Raw genomic sequence first — 24,679 nt, 5'->3', positions numbered from 1 at the left:
TATTACGGACTTTTGTAGCAATGTGATTCTTTGTTGACGCATATCAACAAAGATAATGACCTGCAAAGAATAAGTCAGCATGCAGTCATAGGAATTATGGAGAGAATCAATGCTATAAGCTGTTGGTAATTCTGAGAGAGGTATTTTATGTGTGTGTTGTCGTACAATCAAACTTGATTAAGTTGTTATTAGTAAACAGGATTATAGGATTATTGTAACAATATTGTAGAGCAGGCTTGAAAAACCTTATTAAATTCGTGGTTATACAAGAGTGATTGTTTATTGATATGGTATGAAAATTTTGTAATCATCGCCCTCGGAATACCCTTACACTTTTTCTTCGGCATGTCGCCTAGTGTTGTTCTTATAGGGTTTAATACCTGTTTTTCAGAGGGTTAACACTATAGGAAGTGCTCTTGGTTACATATGTGAGTATGTCTATAAGACAATGGGTTTCTGCATGATGCACAGGGACTCTTGATACATTCATGCTAGTCGAACTTTCAGTTGGGTTTAAGCCGAAAGGTCTGAAAGTGTGAAGCCTTTCATAAAAATAACGACCGTTAGTGACGAGGTAATACAGATAGATACCTCCTGAAACTCAAAGTTTTGAGTGACAGAAGTTGTTGTTCTCAGGTTTATCTCTTAGATAAAAATACAAATAAATTTTGTTCTACTTGTTATGCCGTTTCAACATTAAGGTGTTAGTTGAAGGGCGGTAGCGTGCTAAAAACAATAAATAAAAGATAGTCTTTTTGGACTACGAATTCTTAAGAGATAAAACATATCTGTGAAAAAAAGGCGTTATAAGTTAGTTAATAAGAGTTTCTTTCTTATCTTAATGAGTTCTTCCGGTGTAAAGGGCAGTGAGTGTATAAACGCTCTATCTTTTGATTCATTATGTTTGCAGTCAGAGATAACTGCAGAGGTAAAATATGACGATAATGTCTTTCGTAGCCAAAGAAAGAGAAGCTCTCCGGTTTATATTCTTAGTCCAAAGTTTTCTACCCTTTTCAGAAAAGAAAATAATGTCTATCGACTGACGTTCAGCGCCGAAAAAAGTGATTATTCTAGATTTCAGTCTGGTAGCTTTTTTGATTACAGCTTGTCAGGGGTAATCAAACATGAGCTGAATAGTCGACATAGAGTCAACTTTAAGGTGTCTGATGAACTATCTCATGAACTATCTCATGATGTTGGTTCAGAAAATGAAAGTGATAACACCCTTTTTCCTGAATACAGGCAGCAGTCAATATCTGGAATATATGGTTTTGGCTCCAAGAAGGCAGAAGCCCGGATAGATTTTGTATACCAGATGAACACAAGAAACTATAGCGATGAAGGTTTCAATGATCGTCAGGTTGAAGACTACGGAACAACATTTTATTTCCAGTTGATGCCTGATACAGATGCAGTATTCGAGGTTTCCCGTCGTACTCTACAATACCTTGATTTGGATGATACGGGCTATGAAATCACCAGTTATCTGGCTGGTATTAACTGGGATTTCAGCGTCAAGACTTCATTGTCTTTGAAGTTGGGTCGTCGCTTCAGGACAACTGATGCGAGCCTGGCAGGCAAAGAAGGTTTCACTGGCTGGGATACGGGTTTTGTATACAAACCCAAAACATATTCGACATTCAAACTGACAGCTGGTCAGAATTATGGTTTAGATGCTGATGAGCCACAAAGTGCAGACTTTACCCGGGGGCGCTTTATTCGTTTTTCCTGGAATCATAACTGGAGAGCACGATTAGCAACCAGAGTAGGTTGGAGTTATTCAGATGACTGGGTATTGAATGGAGCAGGAACGAAACTCAAACAGAGAGACGTTTATCAATATTCATTAGGTCTTTTCTATGAACTACGACGCTGGCTCACACTATCACTCAACTGGGCGTACACCGTCAGAAGAGAAGACAGTGTCACTAAAGGTTCTGAGCCTGAAGGGTATGCTCGAAACCGCTATGCAGTGACCGGAAAAATCAGCCTCTGAGCTAGAGGTTATATGGAAGTAAGACGTGAAAAAAATAATAACAATCATCCAACTGTTTCTGTTTGCCACTTTGTTTTCCCCTTTATCCCTGAGCCAGTCCAATATTCTGGAAGGCTCTTCCTACCAGCTCAGTGTCGGAGACCGGATCAGTGTCACTGTTTTTGGTGAGGAAGAAATGAGTTTGAAAGAAACCAGGCTGAGTGATGCAGGCACTATTTCCATGCCGTTTATTGGCGAAATCAAAGTCAGGGGGTTATCGGTAGGTCGTTTGCAAACGTTTATCGAAGACAAGCTGAGAGGTGATTATCTGATAGAGCCCGTTGTCACTGTGAGAATTCTTGAATACAGAAAGTTCTTTGTTCGGGGGCAGGTCAAGAAACCCGGAGCTTTTGCTTTTGAGCCCGGCCTGACATTAGGGAAAGCGGTAGCGTTAGCGGGTGGCTTCACAGAGCGCGCAGCTAAAAAAACTGTGACCGTGATCAGGGAAAATGTTCAGGGAGAGCAAAACACATTGGCCTTCAAGCTGAACGAACGACTTCAGCCAGGTGATATCATAAACATTCAAGAAAGCTTCTTTTAATGAACCAGCCTGTACAGTATTCAACCGTCGTCAAACCCAGAGATGCTGAAGTTATTTCTATCAGTGAATTGCTGAGTGTGCTGAAGATTTATCGTTGGCTGATACCAGCATTCACAGGCCTGGTAACTTTAGCGGTCATTTTCTATGCAATCAGTCTTCAGCCTCAATACCTGGCAACCGCTACCTTGATGATTGAGGATAGAGATAAGAGCATCATTTCGATTAAGGATATTTATGGCATTGCTGGTAGCGATACTTACCTGAATACTCAATACGAGATTCTGAAGTCCAGAGCTGTTATGGAGCGAGCTTTTAATAACTTGATACAAAAGGAAAAGATTTCACTGAGCGATGTTGAGCAGGACTACAATATCCTGCTGAATGATTTTGCCAAGAACGTCTCTGTCAGTCCGGTTAGAAAAACCCAGATTGTTTATATCTCATATCAGTCCGAAAACCCTGAGTTAGCTGCTAGTGCTGCTAACGCTATTGCTCATGCCTACACAGAAACCTGGCTGGATTCAAGGCTGGCTGTCACGACGAATGCTAAAGACTGGATGCAGGTTCGACTCAAGGATTTGACTGCAGAGCTGGAAGAGGCGGAGCAAGCTCTTCAGGGCTATCGTGAGCGGGAAGGGTTAATAGACCTGGGGGGAGAACTGGTGTTATCCCGGAGTGAATTGACTGCACTCACCCAGTCTCTGGCATCTATCCAGGGGCAGCTGGCTGAAGCTGAAAGTGTTTATCTTCAAATCAGAAATACCGGTAAGGACAACTATGAAGGCCTGGGCTCTTTGCCTATTGTGCTTCAAAACGGCCTGATACAGAGACTAAAAGAAGACAAATCAGTTCTGGAGCGGGAAGTGGAGCAGCTCTCCCGTCGTTATGGACCCAGACACCCGAAGATGAAATCGGCTCTCAGTAAGCTTGAAAGTATTAATCAAAACATCCAGAAACAGATAAAGAAAATAGTCCAAGGTGCTGAGCGTGAGTATGAGGTTGTGTTGTCCAACGAGAAAGCGATTCAAGACAATGTTGAAAGAGCCAGAAGCAGGGTGCAGGCGATCAACCGCAAGCAGTTTCGTTTGAATGAGCTGGAGCGACAAGTTAAAACGAAGCGAGATCTTTACGACGTATTCTTTACCCGTATTGGCGAAACCCAGGCTACTTCTGATTTGAACACCAGTAATGCCAGAATTATTGATGAAGCACTCGTTCCTTTGAATCCGAGCAGTCCGATAAAAAAGCTGATTGTTCTGGCGGGCGCTGTCATTGCTTTTATATTATCGATGGCTCTGGTGATAATCAGAGAAATGCTGGATAACACTGTTCGTGTAGCAAGAGATGCCGAAGAAAAACTCAATCAGACACTGCTTTGCGTAGTACCTGACAAAAAGTTCTCCAAACGTAAAAGAGATGAAGTACTGCGGTTTTCTCCAGTCTCTTCAGATGCTTATTCCGAAGCTATCAGAACGATTCGCTCTAGCATTCACCTGAACCGCTCCAGTCTGGATCACAAGGTATTTGCAGTTACCTCAACAGCTGCATCAGAAGGAAAAACCAGTGTTGCGTTTAATACGGCTCTGGCTTTCGCAGAGCTGGGGCGAACACTCTATATTGAAGCCAATTTGAGAGAGCCAGCTATTCATCACTATCTCGAGAGTGATGTTTGCACAGGAGGGTTGGTTGATATTCTGGAAAGTCAGGCTCAGGTTGAAAGCTGTACAGCTCGATATGGAAAGCTGAGCATTATTTCGGCAGGGCGTGAGACAGTATATGCTCAGGAGATGCTAGTTGCAGAAAAGTTTTCAAACTTGCTGGGTCTATTAAGAGATCAATACGACTATGTTTTTGTAGATTGTCCTTCTTTGGAGCAGGTGAGTGACGCGCTGGTTGTTGCAAAACATTGTGACAGTGTTCTGTATATAGTCGGGGCAGGGAAACTCAATGTTGAACGCGTCAATGCTGGGATTGCTCGGATCATCCAGTCAGGAGCTGATATGGCTGGAGTGATTCTCAACAAGGCTGACCCATCCAGAACCCTGTATAAGGGATAGGGGTAAGACGTTGATTGCTGTCAACCGATCGGAACTTAAAGAGTTCGCATTCGCCTTCATCATTGTTTTCTCATTAATGTTCAATTCAATGTTTGGCGTATTGGCAGGGCTGGTGTTTCTGGCAGCAGGGATATTGGTTGTGATACTTGACTATGGACAGTCACTGGCATTTTGTCGAAGACATTGGGTGATCTTGCTGATCCCTGTTATGAGTATGCTGTCTTTTCTCTGGTCTGATCAGCCAGGTAAGAGTCTGAGGAGTGGTTTTCAGTTATTCCTGACCAGCATTATCGCCATTGTGCTGGCCGAAACGATCAAAGACGATACTTTTCTTTCTGCAGCAGCCAGCGCCATGTTGATAGCCATGCTGATGTCTCTGTTCTTTGGCAGGACTGCGATTAATGGCTTGACTCAGGATGTGGTTCTGACTGGGATCTACCAGAGTAAGAATTTTTTGTCTGTGCACTCGGGCTTGAGCATTTTTACTGGCCTGACACTGATGTTTAGTCGTCGTCACCGATTGGTTTTCAGAGGGCTGGGCGCTTTGTTGATGCTGACCAGTTTCGTCGTTCTGATTTATGCCAAGTCTCTGGGTGGGCTGGTGGCTGTGATCATGAGTGTTGTTGCTGGCCTGGTTGTCATCTTGTACCTCAACTGGAACATGAGAAGTTTTAGCCGTAGAGCTATGAATTTCTTCCTGATTCTTGCTGCTGTCTGTATAGGTATTGCCATCGTGATCTTTGTCTCACAAGGGTATTTCGATGAGCTCATGTACAGCCTGAACAAAGACCCCACTCTGACAGGCCGTACCTATATCTGGCAGAGAGGGTTAGAGTTTTTCTGGTCAAACCCGATTTTTGGGACGGGTTTTCAAGCGGTTTTCTATCAGGGAAATAATGTTGCTGAAGATATCTGGGAAGCGTTGAACTTTGCATCCGGAGCCAAGTTCAACTTTCACAATATGTTTGTGGATATTTTGATTGAGTTGGGAGCGGTTGGGTTCACCATTTTTTTGTCAGTCATTCTTATTCAGTGTCGCAGGATTCTCTTGCGACGTTCTATTGCTTTGGGTAGTCGTGAAAGCTATGCCGTATTTATATTCATTTTCATGCTTTCACAGACCATTCTTGAGGTCAGCTGGTTCAGAGAGTTCTCTATGATGCAGCTGCTTATCTGCTTTTCCTGGGTTTATCTGAGTCCACACTCAGAAATAAAACCCATCCGCGTTGTCTATTAGTAATAAAGCCGTTTTGCAGGATTAAAGTATGGCCGAACTAGATGTTCTGGTAGTGATTCCCTGTCTCAATGAATCTGAGCATATCGAACCGTTAATCCGACAGATTCTGGATAACTATCAAAAAAGCAGGATAGTAATAGCTGATGGTGGCAGCAGTGATGGAACGCGTTCTATCGTCGCTCAATTAGCAGATGAGGACAGTAGGGTTAGTCTATTGGATAACCCCAAAAAAATTCAAAGTGCTGGCGTGAATCTGGCTATTGAAAAATATGGGGAGAGCTATGAGTGTTTTATTAGGCTGGATGCCCATGCTTCTTATCCTGATGATTTTATCTCCAGATTGATGGATGAATTCAAGAAACAGTCGGCTGATTCTGTGGTGGTTTCTATGGAAACCTGTGGACATTCACGGTTTCAGGAAGTAGTGGCGATTACCCAGAATTCCAGACTGGGTAATGGAGGCTCAGCACATCGAAAAGCAATACAGGAAGGGCAATGGGTTGATCATGGTCACCATGCCTTGATGAGAGTGTCAGCATTTCGGGCTGTTGGGGGTTATGACGAGTCTTATGTAGCGAATGAGGATTTTGAGCTGGATTATCGACTCATTCAGGCAGGCTACAGAATCTGGCATACCGCAGAAACGGTTATGGGCTACTACCCACGAAAAACGCTGGCTTCGTTGTTTGCTCAATATCATCGAAATGGTGTGGGAGTGGCCAGTCACACTCTACAGCACAAAAAATCTTTGAAGTTACGTCAGGCTCTGCCCATGCTGGTATTTCCGTCAGTTCTTCTGTTGTTACTGGTTCCAGTCAGCAACATTTTTTTTCTTCCAGTCGCTTTATGGTGTCTCGTTTGTGCTGGCTATGGCCTGTTGCTTGGGGTTCGGAATCGTTCTTTGAACAGTTGTCTGTCAGGGCTGGCCGCTGCTGCCATGCACATGGGGTGGTCATTAGGGTTCTGTCGTGAAGTGACAGCAGGCTTAATGCGTCGACTTCAGGGTAGAGCGTATTGATATGGACGTATGTGTAGCCATCTGTACTTTTCAGCGTCCTGCTATCAGGCAAACACTGGAATCTCTGGCCCGGCAGCAAGTCCCAGAGGGAATGACATTATCAGTACGGGTGGCTGACAATGATCTGGAGCCGGTAATGAAAAGTCGCATTTTGGCGATTGCCGCGGAAACCGGCTTGAACCTGACCTATGTACATGCCCCTTATCGAAATATCTCGGTCGCCAGAAATGCCTGTCTCGAAAATCAAAACTCAGACTATCTGATCTTTATTGATGACGATGAAGAAGTCTCTGAAGGATGGCTGATAGCCATGCTGGATAGGGCAGGAAAGTCGGGAGCCCAGGTTGTATTTGGGCCTGTGATGGCTGTATACCCTGAAGGTTGTCCTGAATGGATGAGGCAGTGCGACCTTCATACGACAAAACCTGAGTATGACGAAGGTGAGATCAAGACAGGCTATACCGGTAATACGCTTCTGGACATGCAATCTGACATTGTAAAGGGTGAGAGATTTAATCTGTCTTTGGGACAGACAGGCGGTGAAGACACCGAGTTTTTTGCCAGGCTATACAAAAAGGGGGCAAAACTGGTTTATGACGATGACGCTATAGCGTATGAAAAAGTGCCTGCACACCGGGCAACATTGAGCTGGCTGATTAAAAGGCGATATTGTGCAGGACAATCTCATGGTCAGCTGTTGGTAGCTGACAGAAAAACCATGGGTGCTGTTGAGTTGGTGAAGGCGGGAATTAAGGTTCTTGTCTGCTTTTTTAGCGCTTTGATGTTGTCGATTTATCCTGTAAAGAGAAACTATTGGCTGCTTCGAAGCTGCTTGCATCTGGGAGTGGCTTCCAAACTCATTGGAAGAGATGACCTGAAGCAGTATTAATCCAACGCTTCAAACATAAGAAGAATAATAGAACCCATGGATTCCTGGGTTAATCTGGTTAAGTAGTCAGTATGTCTGATAAAAGTACAATGACCCGGGGCGTAATATGGCTATTTATTAGCAAATTCTTCCCTCCGGCCATCACCTTTGCTGTTTTTACCTACACTGCCAGGATTCTCAGTCCTGAAGATTTCGGTCTGGTAGCGTTTGCGCTGGCCGTGATTTTTCTGGCAGCATGCTTGCTTCCCAGTGGTTGGCGAGATGGATTGATAAAGTTTGAAGAAATAGATAGCCGACATATTAGCAGTGTTTTCTGGTTCAACTTATTTGTTGCATTGGCGATTAGCACTGTTCTGATGGGTTTTAGTTGTTTGTCTCTATTCGAGTTTCAAACGGACGTGTTCAATCTGGCGTTGAGAATCCTTTGTCTCAAACTGTTGGCTGACGGTCTGTTCAATACTCTTAATGCGGTACTTCTTCGAGAGCAGAAGTACACAACTATTGCCGTCAGGGTAACAGTATCTACCTTCTTGGCCGCTGCCATCATTATTGCCCTGATTCATTCCGGGTTTGGAGTCTGGTCACTGATCTGGTCTCAGGTCATATTGGCTGTTGTAAATTTTATTGCAGTGTTTATTCCCACAAGAAAATATTTGAAGTGCTATTTCTCCATCGACATACTTAAGTCGATGGCTACATTCGGTTGGTACAGTACACTGACAACCGGGCTGTCTGAACTGGCTAAACACTACGATTCTGTCATCATCGGCTCATTTCTCGGTAATAAGGAGTTAGGCTTTTTTAATGTTGCCAAGCGTCTGTCTGATATAGTCAGTGATATCTGCATTGGCACGATAAATGATGTCAACTTTCCATTGCTGGCGTCTCAACAAAGTGACTTTGAGCGAGTTAGAGCCTCATTTCAGAGCTCTGTCTATCTGACTTCCATGCTTCTATTTCCGGTATTTACATTGCTGTTTATTGAAGCCGACCTGATTTTCAAGATTCTGTTTACAGAGCAATGGAGCAGTGCTGTTGGTGTCTTTCAGGCCTTCTGTCTTATCTTGTTCAGCATTGCCCTTGGAGTTCCTCAGAAAAGCATTATTCTGATCTGTGACCATGCCCAGTGGTGGGTCAGGAGGCAGGTAACACTGCTGATGATTATCATGCCTTTGACAGCTCTGGCAGCGTCACAGGGAATGCAGTTTTTGTTGCTTGTGTTTGTATTCAGCAAGTTTATTTTCTGTACTATTTCCATGGTCAAATCCTGCGATTTGCTTGATTTAACGCTGACGAAATATCTGAACAATATCCGGGTGGCGATATTGGGCTGTCTTACGTTCAGTGTCGTTCTTTATATGACTGAGAACACTTTTCAATTGTATCCGGTCATTCACCTTTTAATAGATGCTGTTATCGCAGTTTTCATCTACCTCTTTGTAGTTATGCTGCTGGATTATCAGCGGGTCAAAGCAATGTTCTGTGACTTGATGCCCAGATATCAGCCTTTTTTTGACAAGCTTGAATGCTGTTTGAATTTAATTTTCAGGTGATCAATGAAGTTAACGTATTACCGGGGTGAAGTGCCTAATTTTGGGGATGAGCTGAACAGCATCTTGTGGGATGAGCTCATTGAGCCTGGATTTTTCAATGATGATGACTCTCAACTTTTTTTGGGGGTGGGGTCCATCATCTGGAATGACTTTAATCCTGCTGCAAAAAAGCTGGTTGTAGGCTCAGGCTATGGAGGTTATACCGATTTGCCAGACGTGCATGACGGTAACTGGCAGTTCTGTTTTGTACGAGGACCCCGAACAGCCTCCCGGTTAGGGTTAGAGCAGAATCTTGCGATTACAGACTCCGCCATCCTGACTCACTTTGTTGCCAGACCATCGATGGAAAAAAAGTTTAAAGCGAGCTTTATGCCTCATTTTCAGAGTATCGAACGAGGCAATTGGGAGAGAGCCTGTGAGCTCGCAGGTATTCACTTTATTGATCCTCGTGCTGAGGTAAGGAAAGTACTGGATGATATTCAGCAGAGTGAGCTGCTGATTTCGGAAGCCATGCATGGAGCCATTCTGGCAGATACTCTCAGAACGCCCTGGCTTGCTGTTGAACCATTGGCAAGCTTGCATAGAAATAAGTGGTATGACTGGAGTGAGTCATTAGGAATGACGTTGGAGTTCAGGTCGATGCCTGTTTCAAGTATAAGAGATCTCTGGGCAAAAACTGCAGGTGGGACCGGGTTAGGCAGAAAAAGTCAGCTTGCAGAAAGAGTTCTGTCTTTTACTCAGCATTATTTCGTTAAGGACGCTGCCAGTCGATTGAGTCATTTATCAAAAGAGTCGGGCTTTCTGAGTAATGAAGCCACTTTCAAGAGCAGAGCGCATCAGGCAATAGATGCTTTATCAACGGTTGCCCCCGTTAAAGTTTGAATGACTAGCTACTTACGAAAAGAGAGCTAGTAAGACCCTGACCAGTACAGAATAATAAAAATTGAAGATGTTTGATCATGATAATCAGTAAACCGGAAGTAACCCGCAGTAGTGGTTTCACCAGGTACACAGCAAGAATCAGTTATGCTCTGGGCAACGATGAGTTGGAATACTCCCTTCCGGATGAGTTCTCAGAACTGGTGTCCGATCGGGCAGATGCTGCTTTATTGGCTTTGTTGATACCAGCAATGGACAGGGGGGAGCCTATCAAGGTTGAAGGTGTTGTTTCAGAGCACTTGTATCATCATTTGTCTGGGTCTTATCAACACGTACTAAAAAGCATTATGCCTCATCTTCAGTTGATCGATATTTTTGTAGATGAGATTGACAAAACATCTTATGAGAGCAGAGGAGTTGCAACCGGTTTTTCAGGCGGCATTGATTCATACTGCACGCTTGCTGACTACTTCTATGCCGATGTTTTGCCTGGCTTCAAAGTGACTCATCTGATTTATAACAATGTTGGTTCACATGGTAAAAAAACGAACCCGGAAGTGCTCTTTAATGACCGTTACGAAGCGTTGAAGCCTATTGCTGACAAGATAGGGCTGCCTTTCATCAAGGTTAATTCAAACCTCGACCACTTTTATTGTGATCGACTGCATTTTATGCAAACGCATACAGCACGAAATACTTCAGTCGCTTTGTTACTTCAAAAAGGGATAGGTCGTTACTTATATGGCTCTGCCTATGCTTATCCGGAAGTCTTCATCGGTAAAACCGATTCTATGGCACACAGTGACTTAATGGCGTTACCCATGTTGTCTACTGAGTCTTTGAGTTCGCTCTCAGTGGGCAGTGAGTACACACGGGCTGAAAAAACCATTCGAGTGGCAGGTGTTGAAGATTCTTATACGTCTTTAGACGTTTGTGTAGGGGATGAAGTTGCAGGTAATTGCAGTCAATGCATAAAGTGTTTGAGAACGTTGTTAACACTGGATATAGCCGGTGAGCTGGATAAGTATTCCCAAGTTTTCGATCTGGAGGTTTATCGACAGCACAAAGACCGGTATTGCAGCAGGATACTTATAAGCAGGGCTCCATTGGAGAGGGAAATTGCTCTGCTGGCCAATAAAAAGTCATTTCGCTTTCCATTGTCGTCTCATTTAGGGTCTCTGGTTCGCTTCTGCACCAGTGGTAGCAGATACGTTTTCAGGCACTCAATAAGCCTGGCTAAAAAGTTTTTCGGTCGTTCGGTTAATGCTCATTAATCATCAGGAGTAATGCTGTGACCTCAAGTAAAGTTTCCGATGTGGGTGTTTCGGTGGTCATTGCCGCCTGGAATGCTGCTGATTTCATCCAAAAAGCGATTGATTCTGCTCTGAGTCAGGAAAATGTTCAGGTTGAAGTCATCGTGATTGATGATGCTTCTGAAGACAATACGGTTGAAGTGGTGAAAGCTTATCAAGATAAGCGTGTTGTTCTAATTCAGTCAGAGAATAATGGGGGCCCAGGCGCTGCCAGAAATCTCGGGTTTGCAGCAGCAAGAGGAGAGTGGATTGCGGTTCTGGATTCGGATGACTATTTTCTACCGGGCCGTCTTGCTGGCTTGTTGAGCCATGCAGATGAAACAGTCGATATTCTTATCGATCCTGTGGTTGAACAACACCATGGAGATGACAAGCACGTTCCTTTTTTCAACCAGGGTGAACTACCAGCCGATGAGCTCACTTTGTCGCATCTGATATCAACCAATCTGATTTTTACCAACATAAAATCAACGGGTTATCTGAAGCCTGTTTTTCGCAAACGGTTTTTACAGGAAAACCAAATAACCTATTGGCCAGAGGTTAGAATCGGTGAAGATTATTATTTTTTGGCGTCCTGCCTAGCTCACGGAGCAAAAGCCAGAATGGCTGAACAGTCTGGTTATGTTTATACCATCCGTACAGACTCTATTTCCCGTACGATGAATGTAGAAGATATCCATGTTCTTCTTGCCAATGATGAGCGTTTTTTATCTCAGTTTTCTCTGGAAAAAGAGAGTGAAAAAGCTCAGGGCTTGAGAACCAGAAACCTGATTCGAGGGCGTGATTTTCTGCAATTGGTACGTTATATCAAAAGCAGGCAGATGCTCAAAGGTCTGGAGCTTGTGTTTAATTCACCCAGAAGTGCCATGTTGCTCTGGCTTCCTGTGCGAAAAAGATGGCTGGGATATTAATGATGAAAATTCTGGCAGCAACCCTCACCACAGGTACACGTAACAAGACGTTTATTCAATGTCTGGAAAGTTTGATGAAGCAGAATCTGCCTGACCAGACAGAGCTTTCTATAGTAGTGGTAGAGAATAATCTGGCGTCGGACAAATCTGTGCAGTCCATCATTAAAAAACTGAGAAAGCGTTCTCCTGTTCATATCTATCATGAGCTTGAATGTAAGCAGGGTATCCCTTATGCCAGAAACCGGGCTCTTAAGTTGGCAGGTGAGCTTGGCTTCAGCCATCTGGCATTTATTGATGACGATGCCTTTGCTGAACAGGATTGGATTGCTCAACTGGCTTGCACGGTCAGGAGGTACAAATGTCAGGCAGTGACAGGGCCTCAGAAAGCTATTTTCCCTGATGATACATCACCAATGTTCAGGAATGCCCCTGTTTACCATGAACGGAAAATCAGCAATGGCCAGAAAGTCAGTTGGGGGGCTACCAATAACATCCTGATGGATGTGAGCTTTCTGCATCAGAAGGGGCTTCAGTTCAATACTCAATTGATCCATGGCGGTGAAGACAAGGAGCTGTTTTTGAGGGTGACGCAATCCGGTGCTTCTATTTACTGGTGCCAAAAGGCGGTTGTCAGTGAGTATATCTCTGGTGAGAGGCTTAAACCTCAGTGGGCTGTCAGAAGAACGTTTCGTATGGGGGCCACTGGATTAATGATTGAACGCTGTAATAAGTCTAGAAAAAAAGCAGTATTCACTTGTCTGTTTAAAGGGAGTGCTTATTTGACTCGTGGCTTATTGACCCTGCCTCTATATGGGTTGGCTTCGAGCAAGTCCCCTCTTGAATCATTGTGTGATTTATCCCACGGATATGGCTTCTATTATGGCTTGTTCTCTGGTGGAACCGTTCGATCTTACACTTGAAAACCTCCATGAAAAAAAAGAAAACAACAGGCTTTTGCAGTGTCAGGGTATGGCTGACTCTCTTTACCCTGTTCGTGAGCCATGTTTCTTCCGCCAGCGAATGGAAGCTGGTTTGGCAGGATGAGTTCGACTACACAGGTCTGCCTGATAATAAGAAATGGAACTATGAAGAAGGCTATATTCGTAATTCTGAACTGCAGACTTATACCAGAGACAAGCAAAATGCTCGTGTAGAAGACGGAATTCTCATTATTGAGGCTCACCAGCAAAAGCGTGCAGATGCCAATACCAATACCTGTACATCCAGCAATCGGATTATCCAGTGGTGGTGCCGAAAGACTGGCAGTAAACAAGAAGCTTACTATTACACATCGGCAAGCCTGACGACTCAATCCCGATTTGAGTGGACCCATGGACGAATCGAAGTCAGGGCAAAGTTGCCGCAAGGTCGAGGAGTCTGGCCTGCAATCTGGTTGCTGGGAACTCGTATTGAAGAAGTGGGTTGGCCTGCGACCGGTGAAATCGACATCATGGAATTTGTCGGCTATCAACCAGACCGTATTCACGGCGCATTGCATACTGGCAATAGAAATCACAAAAAAGGTAATGCGGCTACAGGTTCTATTTCTGTCAGTGACACAGGGAAGAACTTCCATACTTATGCTGTGGAGTGGTCCAGTGACACTGTAGAGTTCTACCTTGATGATCAGAAATATTTCATTTATCAGAAGGAGGGAGGCAGTGCTGCTGACTGGCCTTTTGATGACCCCATGTATCTGATTATAAACCTGGCTATTGGAGGGGGATGGGGAGGCAAAGAAGGCATCGATCGTGCCGTTTTTCCTCAGCAGTTCCTCATTGATTTTGTCCGCATCTATCAACACTAACAACCGCTGAAGTTCGCCATCATAAAGAGATGGCAAAGCACTAAACCTTTCGTTCAGAAAAAGGCTGTAATAAAAATGTACGATTCATCTGATAGACGCTCTTTGTGCGTTCTACTTCTCTTTGTGCTTTCTGACTTGTTTATAGCGCTGGCCAGTGGCTGGTTTGCTTATTTGATGCGTTTTGGAGATTTGAATCTTCCTGAATCTTACCAGACACTGATTATCATTTTTTCACTTTTGGCCGTAGTCTCTTTTGGTGTGTTTGGTCCAAACAGTTCCTGGCATCGATATCCGTGGCTTGAACAAATCAGAAAGCTTTCTACTGCATTTGTTATGGCATTCAGTGGTTTACTCCTGATTTTAGTTGCATTCAAAATGTCCCATGAATATTCAAGAGTCTGGTTATCAATATGGATGCTGACTCATGCAACTCTGGCTGTATTGTTTTATTCGATGGTTTCTGTAGCTGTAAAACGATACTGGGCCAGAGAAGAAAATACTCGTTCAGTATTGATTATCGGAAAGGGTGCAGGCTTCAAAAAAACAGTTGATCGGTTTCTAAAGCCTAATAGTGAAGGCTACCTGATTAAAGATACGATTTATTTCGAGAATCTTGAGGATGCTCTGGGTCAGCTACAAAACAGGATTAATGAAGGTCAGCAGTTTGATGCTTACTGGATTTTTCTGCCACTGAACTGCAGTGATGCAGTGAAAGATATTGTACATACGCTGAGGCATGAAACAGGCGACATTCAATATATGCCGGGCTTGAGCGAACTACCGCTGATTAATCATCAGGTGACAACTATTGGTGATATCTATTCATTTGACATTACTCGAAGCCCTCTGGATGGCTTCAACAGCATTCTCAAGAGGGCAGAAGATATTGTTATCGCATCCTTGATTCTAATTCTTATCAGCCCTCTCTGCCTTCTGATTGCGCTAGCTGTAAAGTTATCTTCACCTGGACCGGTTTTGTTCAAGCAGTATCGTTACGGGAAAGGTAAAGAAAAGATCAAGGTGTATAAATTCAGATCAATGAAGCTGCATCAGGAGGAGTCAGGCTCGGTGACACAGGCCATTAAGGGCGATCCCAGAATTACCCGACTAGGAGCCTTTCTGCGTTGTACCAGTCTTGATGAATTGCCTCAGTTTATCAATGTACTGCAGGGACGAATGTCTATTGTAGGGCCCAGACCTCATGCTGTAGCTCATAACGAGCAGTATAAAGATCAAGTGGCTTCTTATATGAAGCGTCATAAAATCAAACCGGGTATTACGGGTCTCGCTCAGGTTAATGGTTACCGGGGGGAAACGGATACTCTGGAGAAAATGCAGAAACGGGTTGAATTCGACATTAAGTACTTGGAGCAATGGTCTTTATGGCTTGATATAAAAATCGTTTTCAAGACAGTATTCAAGGGCTTTATTAGTGATAAAGCTTATTGATCTGAGTTATAGCTGACATTTCTGATGCAATGCTCTGTTTAATTTATCAAGGCCTTTTAGAAAACAAACATCTCTTGATGTATATCAACACTTTAGAGAAGAAGATTACCAATGATCACGTGACTTGAAATTTAATAGAAATCACCATGCTCAAATCAGCCATGATTGCCAGGCAGATCGACGGTTTTCTTTCCAGGGGAAGACTCGGACGTATCTGGTTTGCTTCGCACACCGATGAATACCCTCCAAATGCTTTTCTGGTGAAATTTGCCAGAATGGTGGTAATACTGGAGGGAACCTACCTGACAGCGATTGGTCACAAAGGACAGTATCTGGAAATAGAGGCCCGGCAGGGTGATGTGATTTATATACCGTCACAAACCTGGGATTTACCAGACTGGAATACCCAGGGCAAAGTACTGACCCTGTTATTTGGCCATTATCAAATCGGTATGAGCCTAACCTTCAGTGATTATCAGACTAAAGCAGCGTCTGTCATCAAGTGTAGTGTGCCTGAACCTATGCAGCAGGAAGGCCTCTATCTTGAAAAGGCATTATGCGAATCGGCTCTTGCTGCTCATGATAATGGGACTGCATCCTGTATTGCTGAGGGCTTGTTAAGGTATTGTAGGGGTAAAATTGAAGATCATCGTTATTCACATGCCGGACGTTCGAACGATAAATGGCGCGCCATTAGTATGTATCTTCAGAAAAACTTCAGTGCCAAGATTTCTCGTGAGTCAGTGGCTCTGGAGTATGGTATTTCTCCTAACCATCTTTCACGCTTATTCAGAGAAGAAGGTGGAATGGGATTCAATGAATATCTGACCCTGGTCAGAATTGACCGTACCAAAATGCTGCTCAGTCAATATCAGATGAACATGTCCGAAATAGCCGCTCGAACTGGCTTCAAAGACAGCAGTTATATGGGGCGGGTCTTTCGTAAGCACACCGGCATGACTCTGGGTGAATATCGGGCCAAGTATGCTGCCTGAATCACGAACTTCTCAAGGATGAGAGCCTTTCCTGCCAATCAAACCCTGTGACAGAGTTTCTCCTTTCCAGTTAATTATTTCCCTTATCTTTCATTCTCATCGTCAGGTTTCTGACAGTCCCCCCCACAGTTATTTTTCTTTTTCTATAGTGCTAATAACAGACGTATTTTGCACAGGGAGAAAAGGATGCTTGGACAGTTAGAATCACTCAATAATCAGCTTCAGAGTCTGGGTTGTCATGAAAGGGAAGAGTTAGGCGCATCAGCAGGGCAGCAGGGTATAGCTCTAAAGGCAGGTAATACAAAGTCCTGGACAGGAATGCTTGTTTCTATTGCACGGCATCAAGGGGTTTCAAAGGAGGAAAGAGCCGCGCTGATAGAAAAACTTGAGGGTTTGTGTGAGCTGGCTGATGAGTTTTCGAAGAAAAGTAACCTCAAAGAACGTTTGATTACTCCCATTAAAGACGCTGGCAGAGCTGTAACAAGCCAGGACTTGGTTGAAATTACCCAAGCGCTGAAGAGTTGTGAGAGAGCTTCCTATGAAGATCTTACACATTGGTTTGTACAGGACTTGCCTGTGGTGCTGGGCCAAGAAAAAAGAAATGCTGAAAAGGTTGATCCGAGTTTGGTGGCAAAGATTGTTAAGGAAATGGACGCCCAGCTCAAAAAATATAATGTGGAACATCTCGCCGTCATTCTTCCCAGAGCACTGGATCGTGCCCGATCACATCGTCAGTGCCATGCTTCGTTCGTAGAGGCCGCCAAGCAGATAGCTGAAAAACATAATGTTGATTTTTTTGCGCCTGAAATGACACCAGAACAAAGAATTTTGTTTATGCGGTATCGGAGCCTTTTTGGCCAGAATGACATCAGTGATATGGACCTGCATTACGGGGTGATACATAACATTCTTGATGGTGCTATCTTTAACAGTACAGGCATCAGGCCAAAGCAAATGGCACGACGTGCAGATCTTCCCAAAGCACTGGGGGTTATTCAGCAAAGAAAACTTCAGTCAGAAAGAGAACGAATGCCAGAGCCTCCTCGTCCTCCTGCAGCTAAAAAAGAAGGCCTGCAACACCCACTCAAACCTCTTCACAAGAAAACGTCCGATTCAACCCTGGCCAATGAGCAGTATGATAGACAGCAAGCCATCAATATTTTGGGTGAAGGGTCTGATGAAACGGTTGAAAAATTACTGACTAGAAGCAGGGTGCCAGAGCAACTTGCTGTCAAATATCATTCTGCATTCACAGATTTCAGGCAACGTATAAGTGCTGAGGAGTTCAGTGATAATGAACTGTGCAGAGCATTAGAACAAGAGATGATCGATCCTACTATTTTCCATCAAACCAATTATACCTCGGCTCAGTTAAGAGCTCTGGTAGAGCTGGATAATCTGAAAATAAAGCTGGCACAAGAGGCATTAGGAATAGTTTCAAGGGCTGCAGAGGTTCAGATGTTGTCAGACGATGAACGCGCCGTTAAAGACATCCTGATGGGGTCAAATTTCACCGTCGAAGAAGCAGAACCATTGGCTATTCAGCTGGTTCAGGGGCAGTGGATAAATACGGCCCAATTGAAAGGCGAAAAGGAAGTACAGAAACGGAGAGATATGGTATCAGACGCTCTGGGGAACCTTAAGCTTCAAGAAACAGGGAGCGTTCAAGGTGCACAAGATGAGGTATTGGGTAGTCCAAAGTCTTTGCCTGTCATGAGCCTTAAGAAAATGCTTGTTTTACCTGATCCCATGGAACAGATTAACCAGCTGAAAGAGACTTTGTATCGTATTGAAAACTCCAGAGAGCGAGTTGATGCGCTGGTCGATGCGGGTTATCTGAACTTTGAAGTACTGAAGCTCTGTGCCCATGATCCTGAAGCAGATGTGACTTTTAAAAATCACCTTGAGCAACGTAAGGCAGACTATAGAAAGAATGAAGGCCCCTTGCCAGGAGAACAGAAGGATCTATGGCAGACCCATATTGAGCAGTTTCAGCTCTATTTGCATTACAAAGACCTTCGCTATGAGACGTTGAATGCACTCACCCGTCAGTTTTGTGAGCTTTGCTCTGATCCGGGCATTGCTTCTGCACAAAAAGAAGAGCTGATAAAAATCTACTTTGAGACTTACTTGCCCAAAGTCTCAGAGAACACAAAAAAAGCTCAGGTAATAGAACTCATACTTAAGAACGTTGAAAAATTCAGGCCCAGAGTGGATCAGCAGCTATTCGTAAAGCTGGAGCAGGAATTGAAGGCGCTGGTACCTGAGGAAGTACCTTTGCCTCTGCCCAGTCCTGTTGATATTCATCCGCCACAATCTTTGGCTAGACCGGAAGCAGGAATGGTTATGCCAGAAGCAGAAATCATGCCTGATCCAGCTCTGAGACGATTTGAGTCTGTACTGAGCCATTACGGGCAGAAGTACAAACTGTCAGAAAGAGATCTGGAAATTATCAGAAGGATGCCCCCCGTCGATATTGAATCCCAACAATTTGATCATCAAATGTTTGCCTGGGCTACTTTGAGAGATAAAGCAATACCGTTGTCGTTTTTAGAGTTTCATGGTTTAGCTTCAAAGAACATGATCACTGAGGAAATGTGCGAAGAGGTAATAGTGTCCTACGCCTTTATGAGCAAAGGCATGGACTCGCAGGAAGGTAAACGTCTCTTCAAAGAATCTGCAGTGCCCATCATGAAGGCTTACTGTAAATCTCATCCTGCTTTGGCAGCAGCCTCAGAAGCCGAGCTGGAAAACCTGACTGTGCTGAATTTGTGGAATCCTCGTTTGAAGAGTGATCTGGATGCCATGATCAATCTCTATGCCATGCATTCAGTACTGTCAGATCAGCATCTTTACACCCGGGATCTGGCCTATGCAGCCAGTGAACATTTGGTGACTCCAAGTGAGGCCGCCCATGCCTCAACCTACGTTCCTGATGAAGTGGAGCGAATGAAACAGCTGCGGAGTCAGGCCAGTGGCGACGCTTATTTTCAGACAATGAGTCAGGTTCCTGAAGTAGGAGAAATAAGCCGGACTCCAAGTCTGACTACCTTCCAAGTGTGTGATGAACTGGTGCAATACCATAACAAACCGGCTGTTTATTTCAGGGCTCATATGGAAAACCAGCCTGAGCACAGAAATAAAATCAATAGTTGTATCATGCATCTTGGTCTGGCTACTGCCCATATCTCATTGAGCAATCAGTATGAACTGGAAGATAAAATCAGAGGCTGGTGTGGCTTTAGACCTGAGGAGCAGCAGTGGTCCATATATCTTTGTAATGTATTGAGTGAGTATATCCGTGAGAAACAGGCGAACCCTGCCACTGGGTTGGATTTCTTCAAGAGATACGATCAGGAAGTGCAGAATCATATGCGCATCGTCATATGGAATATGGGCGAACAGCAATTGTCAGGTATGGCGGAGCGAATGAAGCAATATACTCCGCTGTTGGAGGCTTCTTCGGTAACAGGCCAGTTCGCCAAGCATATTGGAGAGAGGGAAGACTTCCAGAACAGTTACAATCGCCCTGAGGTCACGCGGTTCCTGGTCAATGAACTGGGTTCCCGTCTGGGGCAGAAGACAGTTCCAGATGGCAGTTGTGGATTTCATGCTATCGCCCATACAACAGGTGACTCTCCACTGGAAGTGAGAAGACGCTGTGCCTGGGCTGCGAGAGATGTTGATGTCTACGTGAGAACAAAAGACATCAAGCAACTTTCTTCGGCGGATCCTGCTTATGTTAACCGTGTGGTTCGAGCTGCTGAGCAGAGGTTACAGAGTGAAGAAGAGCTGATCATTGCTTTTGAATCACCTCCTGGTAATCGAGTCGAATTTCTGAATCATCCTTTGGAAGAAGAAGGCGTACCGAACGGCCGAGTACCGGAAGATTACTGGATGAAAACGGAAGACCTGCAGTTTGTATCAGTAGCCTATGGCCGTCCATCTATCTATGTCATTAACCCCGCAATACTGGTCGAAGGCAATCAGCCGGTTGAGTTCTGCTTTAATGAGTTCGGAGAGAGAGAGTTGTTATGGGGCGATATGGATCGGGCCCATCAGTTGCTGGGGCAAAAGGACACTATTGGGCTCATGAATCTGGGTCGAAAAGGTTGGGAGCACTGGGAACCTATTGTTCCTCTACCGGCTTATCAACGCCCCCCCAGATCTGCTGCGCGTGTTGCACCTGAGCCTGTAGCTCTTCAGAAAGAACCTCATAGATATCAGCAGCGACTGGATCAGCAAAGAGGTCACATGGAAAGCCTTAGAGTTGAAAACAGAGCAGTTGCCGGTCAGGCATTTGTTGCTCCTGAGCTGCGAATCAAGCAGCTTGACCGGTTCCGGGTTGAGATTAAATCTGACCCAAACACCGTATCAGAAAATATCTCATTCTCTCCTGGCAAGGCAATAGATGCCAAGGTGGAAGAAGTTGAGGTAGAACTCAAACCAGTGGTAGAGCAAGAGGATGTGGGTATTATTGCTAAAGAGAAGCCTACAATAGAGGGGCAAATTGTTGGAACTCGCCCTTCAATGTGGGCTGTTGGTATGCCTCTGGACCCTCATCTGGTTTGCCATAAATGCAACATCCAATATCAAGTTGGCGGAATTCAGTATTTGAGAAGACATATAAACGAATTTGACCATAAGATCGAGTGAGTTGTTCAGGGTTGTTGATCTGCTTAAAAATGTTGATTTCTGTCAACATTTTTAAGCTTTGGTACTTTTTTGACCTCAATGATTGAATTTTACGATTCCCCCGCAAACTTGACCTCCCTAACATGGCCCCTGTAATCACCAGACGGGGCTATCCATGAATATTATCGCAGTGACTGCCTGTTCTACGGGAATTGCCGAAACCTACATGGCTGCAGAAGTGCTGGAACGCTGTGCCAGGACTCGTGGACATTCCATCAAGGTAGAGACCCAGGGTGCTTTGGGCATTATGGATAAGCTGTCGAGTCAGGATATCGCAAGTGCCGATATTGCGATTTTGACGAACGACATTGCTATCAATGGCGATGATCGTTTTAAAGGCATTAAAACATTTCACGTATCCATTAGTGACATCCTGGAGTCGCCTCAGGACATCATGTCCGAAATTAATTCAGAACCCTGAAGCCCCTTTTAATCAAAGTATTGTGATTCTGGTGATCCAAGAATATGAAATGCGTCTGCAAGACTTGTTGATGCATACGACATTTGACCTATTGTAGATAACTTCAAACGATGAACAGTTCAGCAAGTTTTAATTATACGTTTCCTTTGCCCAATGGATTGCATGCCAGACCTGCCAGTTTTATTGAAGAGGCCGTAAAAAGTTACAGCGACTCAATCACTATTACTAATCTTCGAAATAACAAGGAAGCAGATGCTTGTTCTGTTCTATCCATGATTGCTTCAGACATTGCTCTGAACGACCCTATTCTGGTTAAGGTAACGGGGGATAAGGCAGAATCTACCCTGAATCAATTCAAAGTATTTCTGGCAACTGAATTTCTAACCTGCGATGAGCCTTTGACAGTCGTTGAGGATAAACAACAGAAGCCTCTGCCTCATATGCTTCGCAGTGAAGAGCTGCAGAGCCTTCGGGGTGTTTCAGTGAGCCCGGGTCTGGCCAGAGGAATTCCTCTCGTATTGGGTGAGCCTCGCCTGACTTTGAATCCTGAAACTCAGGAAAAGGCGCCAGTGACGGAAGAACTGGCACGTTTCGATGAATCGAGACAGCATCTGAAGGCACAACTTGAGCAACAGGCCGAAGTATCCGCAGGAGAAGAAAAAGCCATTCTAAAGGCTCACCTTTCTCTATTGTGTGATCAAAAGCTGATCAGTAGTGTTTCAGAAGCGGTTACCAATGGCGCCTCTATTCTCTCTGCTGTTTTGAAAACGCAGGAGCACTTTGTTCAGGTGTTAGAGAGTTCCAGCAGTGAATATCTGCAGGAACGTGCACTGGATATTCGTGACCTGTGCTACAAGCTGATTGTAGAAACGTATGGTGAAGACAGTTTTGAAAAAACAGACACTCAGCTGACAACGGATACGGTGTGTGTTGCCAGTTCGTTAGCTCCCAGTCAGTTTCTATCTCTGGATCGTAGCTTCCTGAAAGGTCTGGTGCTGGAAGCTGGCGGTACAACATCTCACACTGTCATTCTGGCCAGATCCTTTGGCATTCCTGTGATGGTCGGGGTTGAGGGAGCCCGCACTCTGGCTGCTGATGGCCGTCAGGTGATTATGGATGCCAATCTTGGCCTGTTAATCAGTAACCCATCTGAAAGCGTGACCCGATTTTATGATCTGGAGCAGAATAAACAGGAACGCTTAAGTAAGCGACGTGAACAGTATATTAATCAGAGAGCCGTTACACTGGATGGTTATCATGTTGAAGTAGCGGCCAACATTGCCAGTGCCGAAGAAGCAGAAGTGGCGTTTGCGCAGGGTGCGGAAGGCGTAGGGCTATTCCGGACTGAAATGCTTTATATGGATCGCATTGAACCACCCTGTGAAGAAGAGCAGTTTGAAATCTATCGAAAAGCGTTAACCGCAGCAAATGACAAACCGGTGATTATCCGAACCATGGATATTGGCGGCGATAAACCAGTGGACTATTTCAATATCGGCACTGAAGAAAACCCCTTTCTGGGTTATCGCGCCGTTCGCTTGTATCCAGAGTATCTGAATCTTTTTCACACCCAGCTGCGAGCTATCCTGAGAGCCAGTCACTACGGGCAGTGTAAGATTATGGTGCCTATGGTGGCGACTCTGGCAGAAGCCAAATGGCTCAGAGAAATATTCAACAATGTGATTGAATCTTTGAAGGTTGAGGGTGTTGAGCATAATTCTGATGTACAGCTGGGGATAATGCTGGAAGTCCCGTCCTGTGCTTTCATCATTGATCAGCTGGTTCGCTATGTTGATTTCTTCAGTATTGGTAGCAACGATCTGACGCAATATCTGTTAGCTGCCGACAGGGGTAACAGTAAAGTTGAGCATCTTTATGATTCTTTGAATCCGGCTTTCCTGAGATTGCTGAAACATGTAGTCACTGAGGCTCACAAAGCCGGAGCCTGGGTAGGAATGTGCGGCGAATTTGCGGGAAATCCTGAGCATCTTCCGATTCTTCTTGGGCTGGGTCTGGATGAAGTCAGTCTCAGTGCCCCCCGTATTCTTGAGGTTAAGGAAGCGATCAGTCAGCTGACACTGGAAGATAGCAAAGCTGTACTGGAGCAGGCTCTTAATATGGAAACATCCGAAGAAGTGTCTGAGCTTTTGCAAAACGCCTGCCAAAAGAAAGAAGTTATGCCCATTCTGGCTGAGCATTCCATTATCATTCATGCTGAATGCCGCACTAAGGCTGAAGTGATCAAAACGCTGGTGGACAATCTTGATGTGAATGGCCGGGTGTCCGATGTCTTGGGTGCCGAAGAGGCCATCTGGGAACGGGAAGCCATTTCTCCTACCATGCTGGGCTTTGGTATTGCGATTCCTCATTGCAAGTCAGACAGTATTGCCGTTAACAGTATCAGTATCATGAAACTGGCAGAGCCGATTCTCTGGAATGAAGGGGATCAGGTTATGACGGATACTGTCTTTATGCTGACGGTTCGGGCCAGTGAAGCTGGCAGTGTGCACATGCAGATTTTTGCTCAGTTAGCCCGCCGCATTATGCGCGGTGCTTTTCGCGATTCTCTGGGAGCCTGCACCAGTGAGCAGGAATTGTTGGAATTTATTTCTGGCGAGCTGGAGCTTTAAGGTCTCACAGGCAGCCTCTGGGCTGCCCATTTTTTCACTATTCAAACCATCTTGCGTATCATTTTGACACAGCAAAACTCATGCTTCTTAGCTGCAATAATATGCAGCTAAGAAGCTCTACCATGTCTTATGGTTCTTGATCAATCCCTTATCTTCGGCCTCCTTGAGAGCCTTACCCCACTGCGTTCTTCTGAAAAGCTTCTTCAGTTCTTCTTTTGTTCTGGGGTTGTAAACTTTCCTTGTCATTTC

18 protein-coding genes are annotated in these 24,679 nt (G+C 44.6%); 17 read left to right on the top strand and 1 reads right to left on the bottom strand.

The features are described 5' to 3' along the window. The first annotated feature begins 841 nt into the window (after window positions 1-841). From GZ78_RS12455 to ptsP, 17 genes are all read left to right on the top strand, one after another. The gene (locus tag GZ78_RS12455; RefSeq protein WP_034835909.1) at window positions 842-1,996 is read left to right on the top strand and encodes an outer membrane beta-barrel protein; all 1,155 of its coding nucleotides are present in this window, start codon (window positions 842-844) and stop codon (window positions 1,994-1,996) included. Window positions 1,997-2,021: 25 nt separating this feature from the next. Next, entirely contained in the window at window positions 2,022-2,576 is a 555-nt protein-coding gene (locus tag GZ78_RS12450) for a polysaccharide biosynthesis/export family protein (RefSeq protein WP_081869814.1), read from the top strand. Beyond that, entirely contained in the window at window positions 2,576-4,633 is a 2,058-nt protein-coding gene (locus GZ78_RS12445) for a GumC family protein (RefSeq protein ID WP_034835906.1), read from the top strand. The genes GZ78_RS12450 and GZ78_RS12445 overlap by 1 nt, the downstream gene beginning before the upstream one ends. 10 nt (window positions 4,634-4,643) lie before the next feature. After that, a complete protein-coding gene (locus tag GZ78_RS12440) occupies window positions 4,644-5,870 on the top strand; it encodes an O-antigen ligase family protein (RefSeq protein ID WP_034835903.1) in 1,227 nt (408 codons plus the stop codon). A 28-nt stretch (window positions 5,871-5,898) separates the two neighbouring features. Then, a complete protein-coding gene (locus GZ78_RS12435; protein ID WP_034835900.1) occupies window positions 5,899-6,888 on the top strand; it encodes a glycosyltransferase family 2 protein in 990 nt (329 codons plus the stop codon). A gap of 1 nt (window position 6,889) precedes the next feature. Further along, window positions 6,890-7,777, top strand: coding sequence for a glycosyltransferase (locus GZ78_RS12430; protein WP_051786110.1), 888 nt, complete (start codon window positions 6,890-6,892; stop codon window positions 7,775-7,777). A gap of 71 nt (window positions 7,778-7,848) precedes the next feature. Continuing rightward, the gene (locus tag GZ78_RS12425) at window positions 7,849-9,330 is read left to right on the top strand and encodes an oligosaccharide flippase family protein (protein WP_034835895.1); all 1,482 of its coding nucleotides are present in this window, start codon (window positions 7,849-7,851) and stop codon (window positions 9,328-9,330) included. Window positions 9,331-9,333: 3 nt separating this feature from the next. Continuing rightward, window positions 9,334-10,212 carry a polysaccharide pyruvyl transferase family protein gene (locus GZ78_RS12420; RefSeq protein WP_034835892.1) on the top strand — a complete coding sequence of 293 codons (879 nt, stop codon included), beginning with the start codon at window positions 9,334-9,336 and terminating at the stop codon, window positions 10,210-10,212. 77 nt (window positions 10,213-10,289) lie between these two features. Then, window positions 10,290-11,483, top strand: a complete 1,194-nt coding sequence (locus GZ78_RS12415; RefSeq protein WP_051786109.1) for a hypothetical protein — start codon at window positions 10,290-10,292, stop codon at window positions 11,481-11,483. 17 nt (window positions 11,484-11,500) lie between these two features. Then, window positions 11,501-12,433, top strand: coding sequence for a glycosyltransferase family 2 protein (locus GZ78_RS12410; RefSeq protein WP_034835890.1), 933 nt, complete (start codon window positions 11,501-11,503; stop codon window positions 12,431-12,433). Beyond that, the gene (locus GZ78_RS12405) at window positions 12,433-13,353 is read left to right on the top strand and encodes a glycosyltransferase family 2 protein (protein ID WP_034835888.1); all 921 of its coding nucleotides are present in this window, start codon (window positions 12,433-12,435) and stop codon (window positions 13,351-13,353) included. Before GZ78_RS12410 ends, GZ78_RS12405 begins: the two co-directional genes overlap by 1 nt. Before the next feature lie 8 nt (window positions 13,354-13,361). After that, window positions 13,362-14,240, top strand: a complete 879-nt coding sequence (locus tag GZ78_RS12400) for a glycoside hydrolase family 16 protein (protein ID WP_051786108.1) — start codon at window positions 13,362-13,364, stop codon at window positions 14,238-14,240. A 75-nt stretch (window positions 14,241-14,315) separates the two neighbouring features. Beyond that, window positions 14,316-15,689 carry an undecaprenyl-phosphate glucose phosphotransferase gene (locus GZ78_RS12395; RefSeq protein WP_081869812.1) on the top strand — a complete coding sequence of 458 codons (1,374 nt, stop codon included), beginning with the start codon at window positions 14,316-14,318 and terminating at the stop codon, window positions 15,687-15,689. 146 nt (window positions 15,690-15,835) lie between these two features. Then, the gene (locus tag GZ78_RS12390; protein ID WP_034835885.1) at window positions 15,836-16,684 is read left to right on the top strand and encodes a helix-turn-helix transcriptional regulator; all 849 of its coding nucleotides are present in this window, start codon (window positions 15,836-15,838) and stop codon (window positions 16,682-16,684) included. Window positions 16,685-16,870: 186 nt separating this feature from the next. Beyond that, entirely contained in the window at window positions 16,871-21,340 is a 4,470-nt protein-coding gene (locus GZ78_RS12385; protein ID WP_034835882.1) for an OTU domain-containing protein, read from the top strand. Window positions 21,341-21,494: 154 nt separating this feature from the next. Next, window positions 21,495-21,800: a PTS fructose transporter subunit IIB gene (locus GZ78_RS12380; protein ID WP_034835880.1), complete on the top strand. Its 306-nt coding sequence runs from the start codon at window positions 21,495-21,497 to the stop codon at window positions 21,798-21,800. A 110-nt stretch (window positions 21,801-21,910) separates the two neighbouring features. Next, window positions 21,911-24,430 (top strand): phosphoenolpyruvate--protein phosphotransferase, encoded by a 2,520-nt coding sequence (ptsP, locus tag GZ78_RS12375; protein ID WP_034835877.1) that lies wholly within the window; start codon window positions 21,911-21,913, stop codon window positions 24,428-24,430. Window positions 24,431-24,547: 117 nt separating this feature from the next. Here ptsP and GZ78_RS30660 read toward each other — a convergent pair whose 3' ends face one another. Next, window positions 24,548-24,676 carry a hypothetical protein gene (locus GZ78_RS30660; protein WP_269078760.1) on the bottom strand — a complete coding sequence of 43 codons (129 nt, stop codon included), beginning with the start codon at window positions 24,674-24,676 and terminating at the stop codon, window positions 24,548-24,550. Window positions 24,677-24,679 lie beyond the last annotated feature (3 nt).

The organism is Endozoicomonas numazuensis (assembly GCF_000722635.1).
Classification (GTDB): Bacteria; Pseudomonadota; Gammaproteobacteria; order Pseudomonadales; family Endozoicomonadaceae; genus Endozoicomonas_A; species Endozoicomonas_A numazuensis.
The sequence above is the reverse complement of the archived record's forward strand: the minus strand, read 5'-3'. Positions and strand labels throughout refer to the sequence as shown.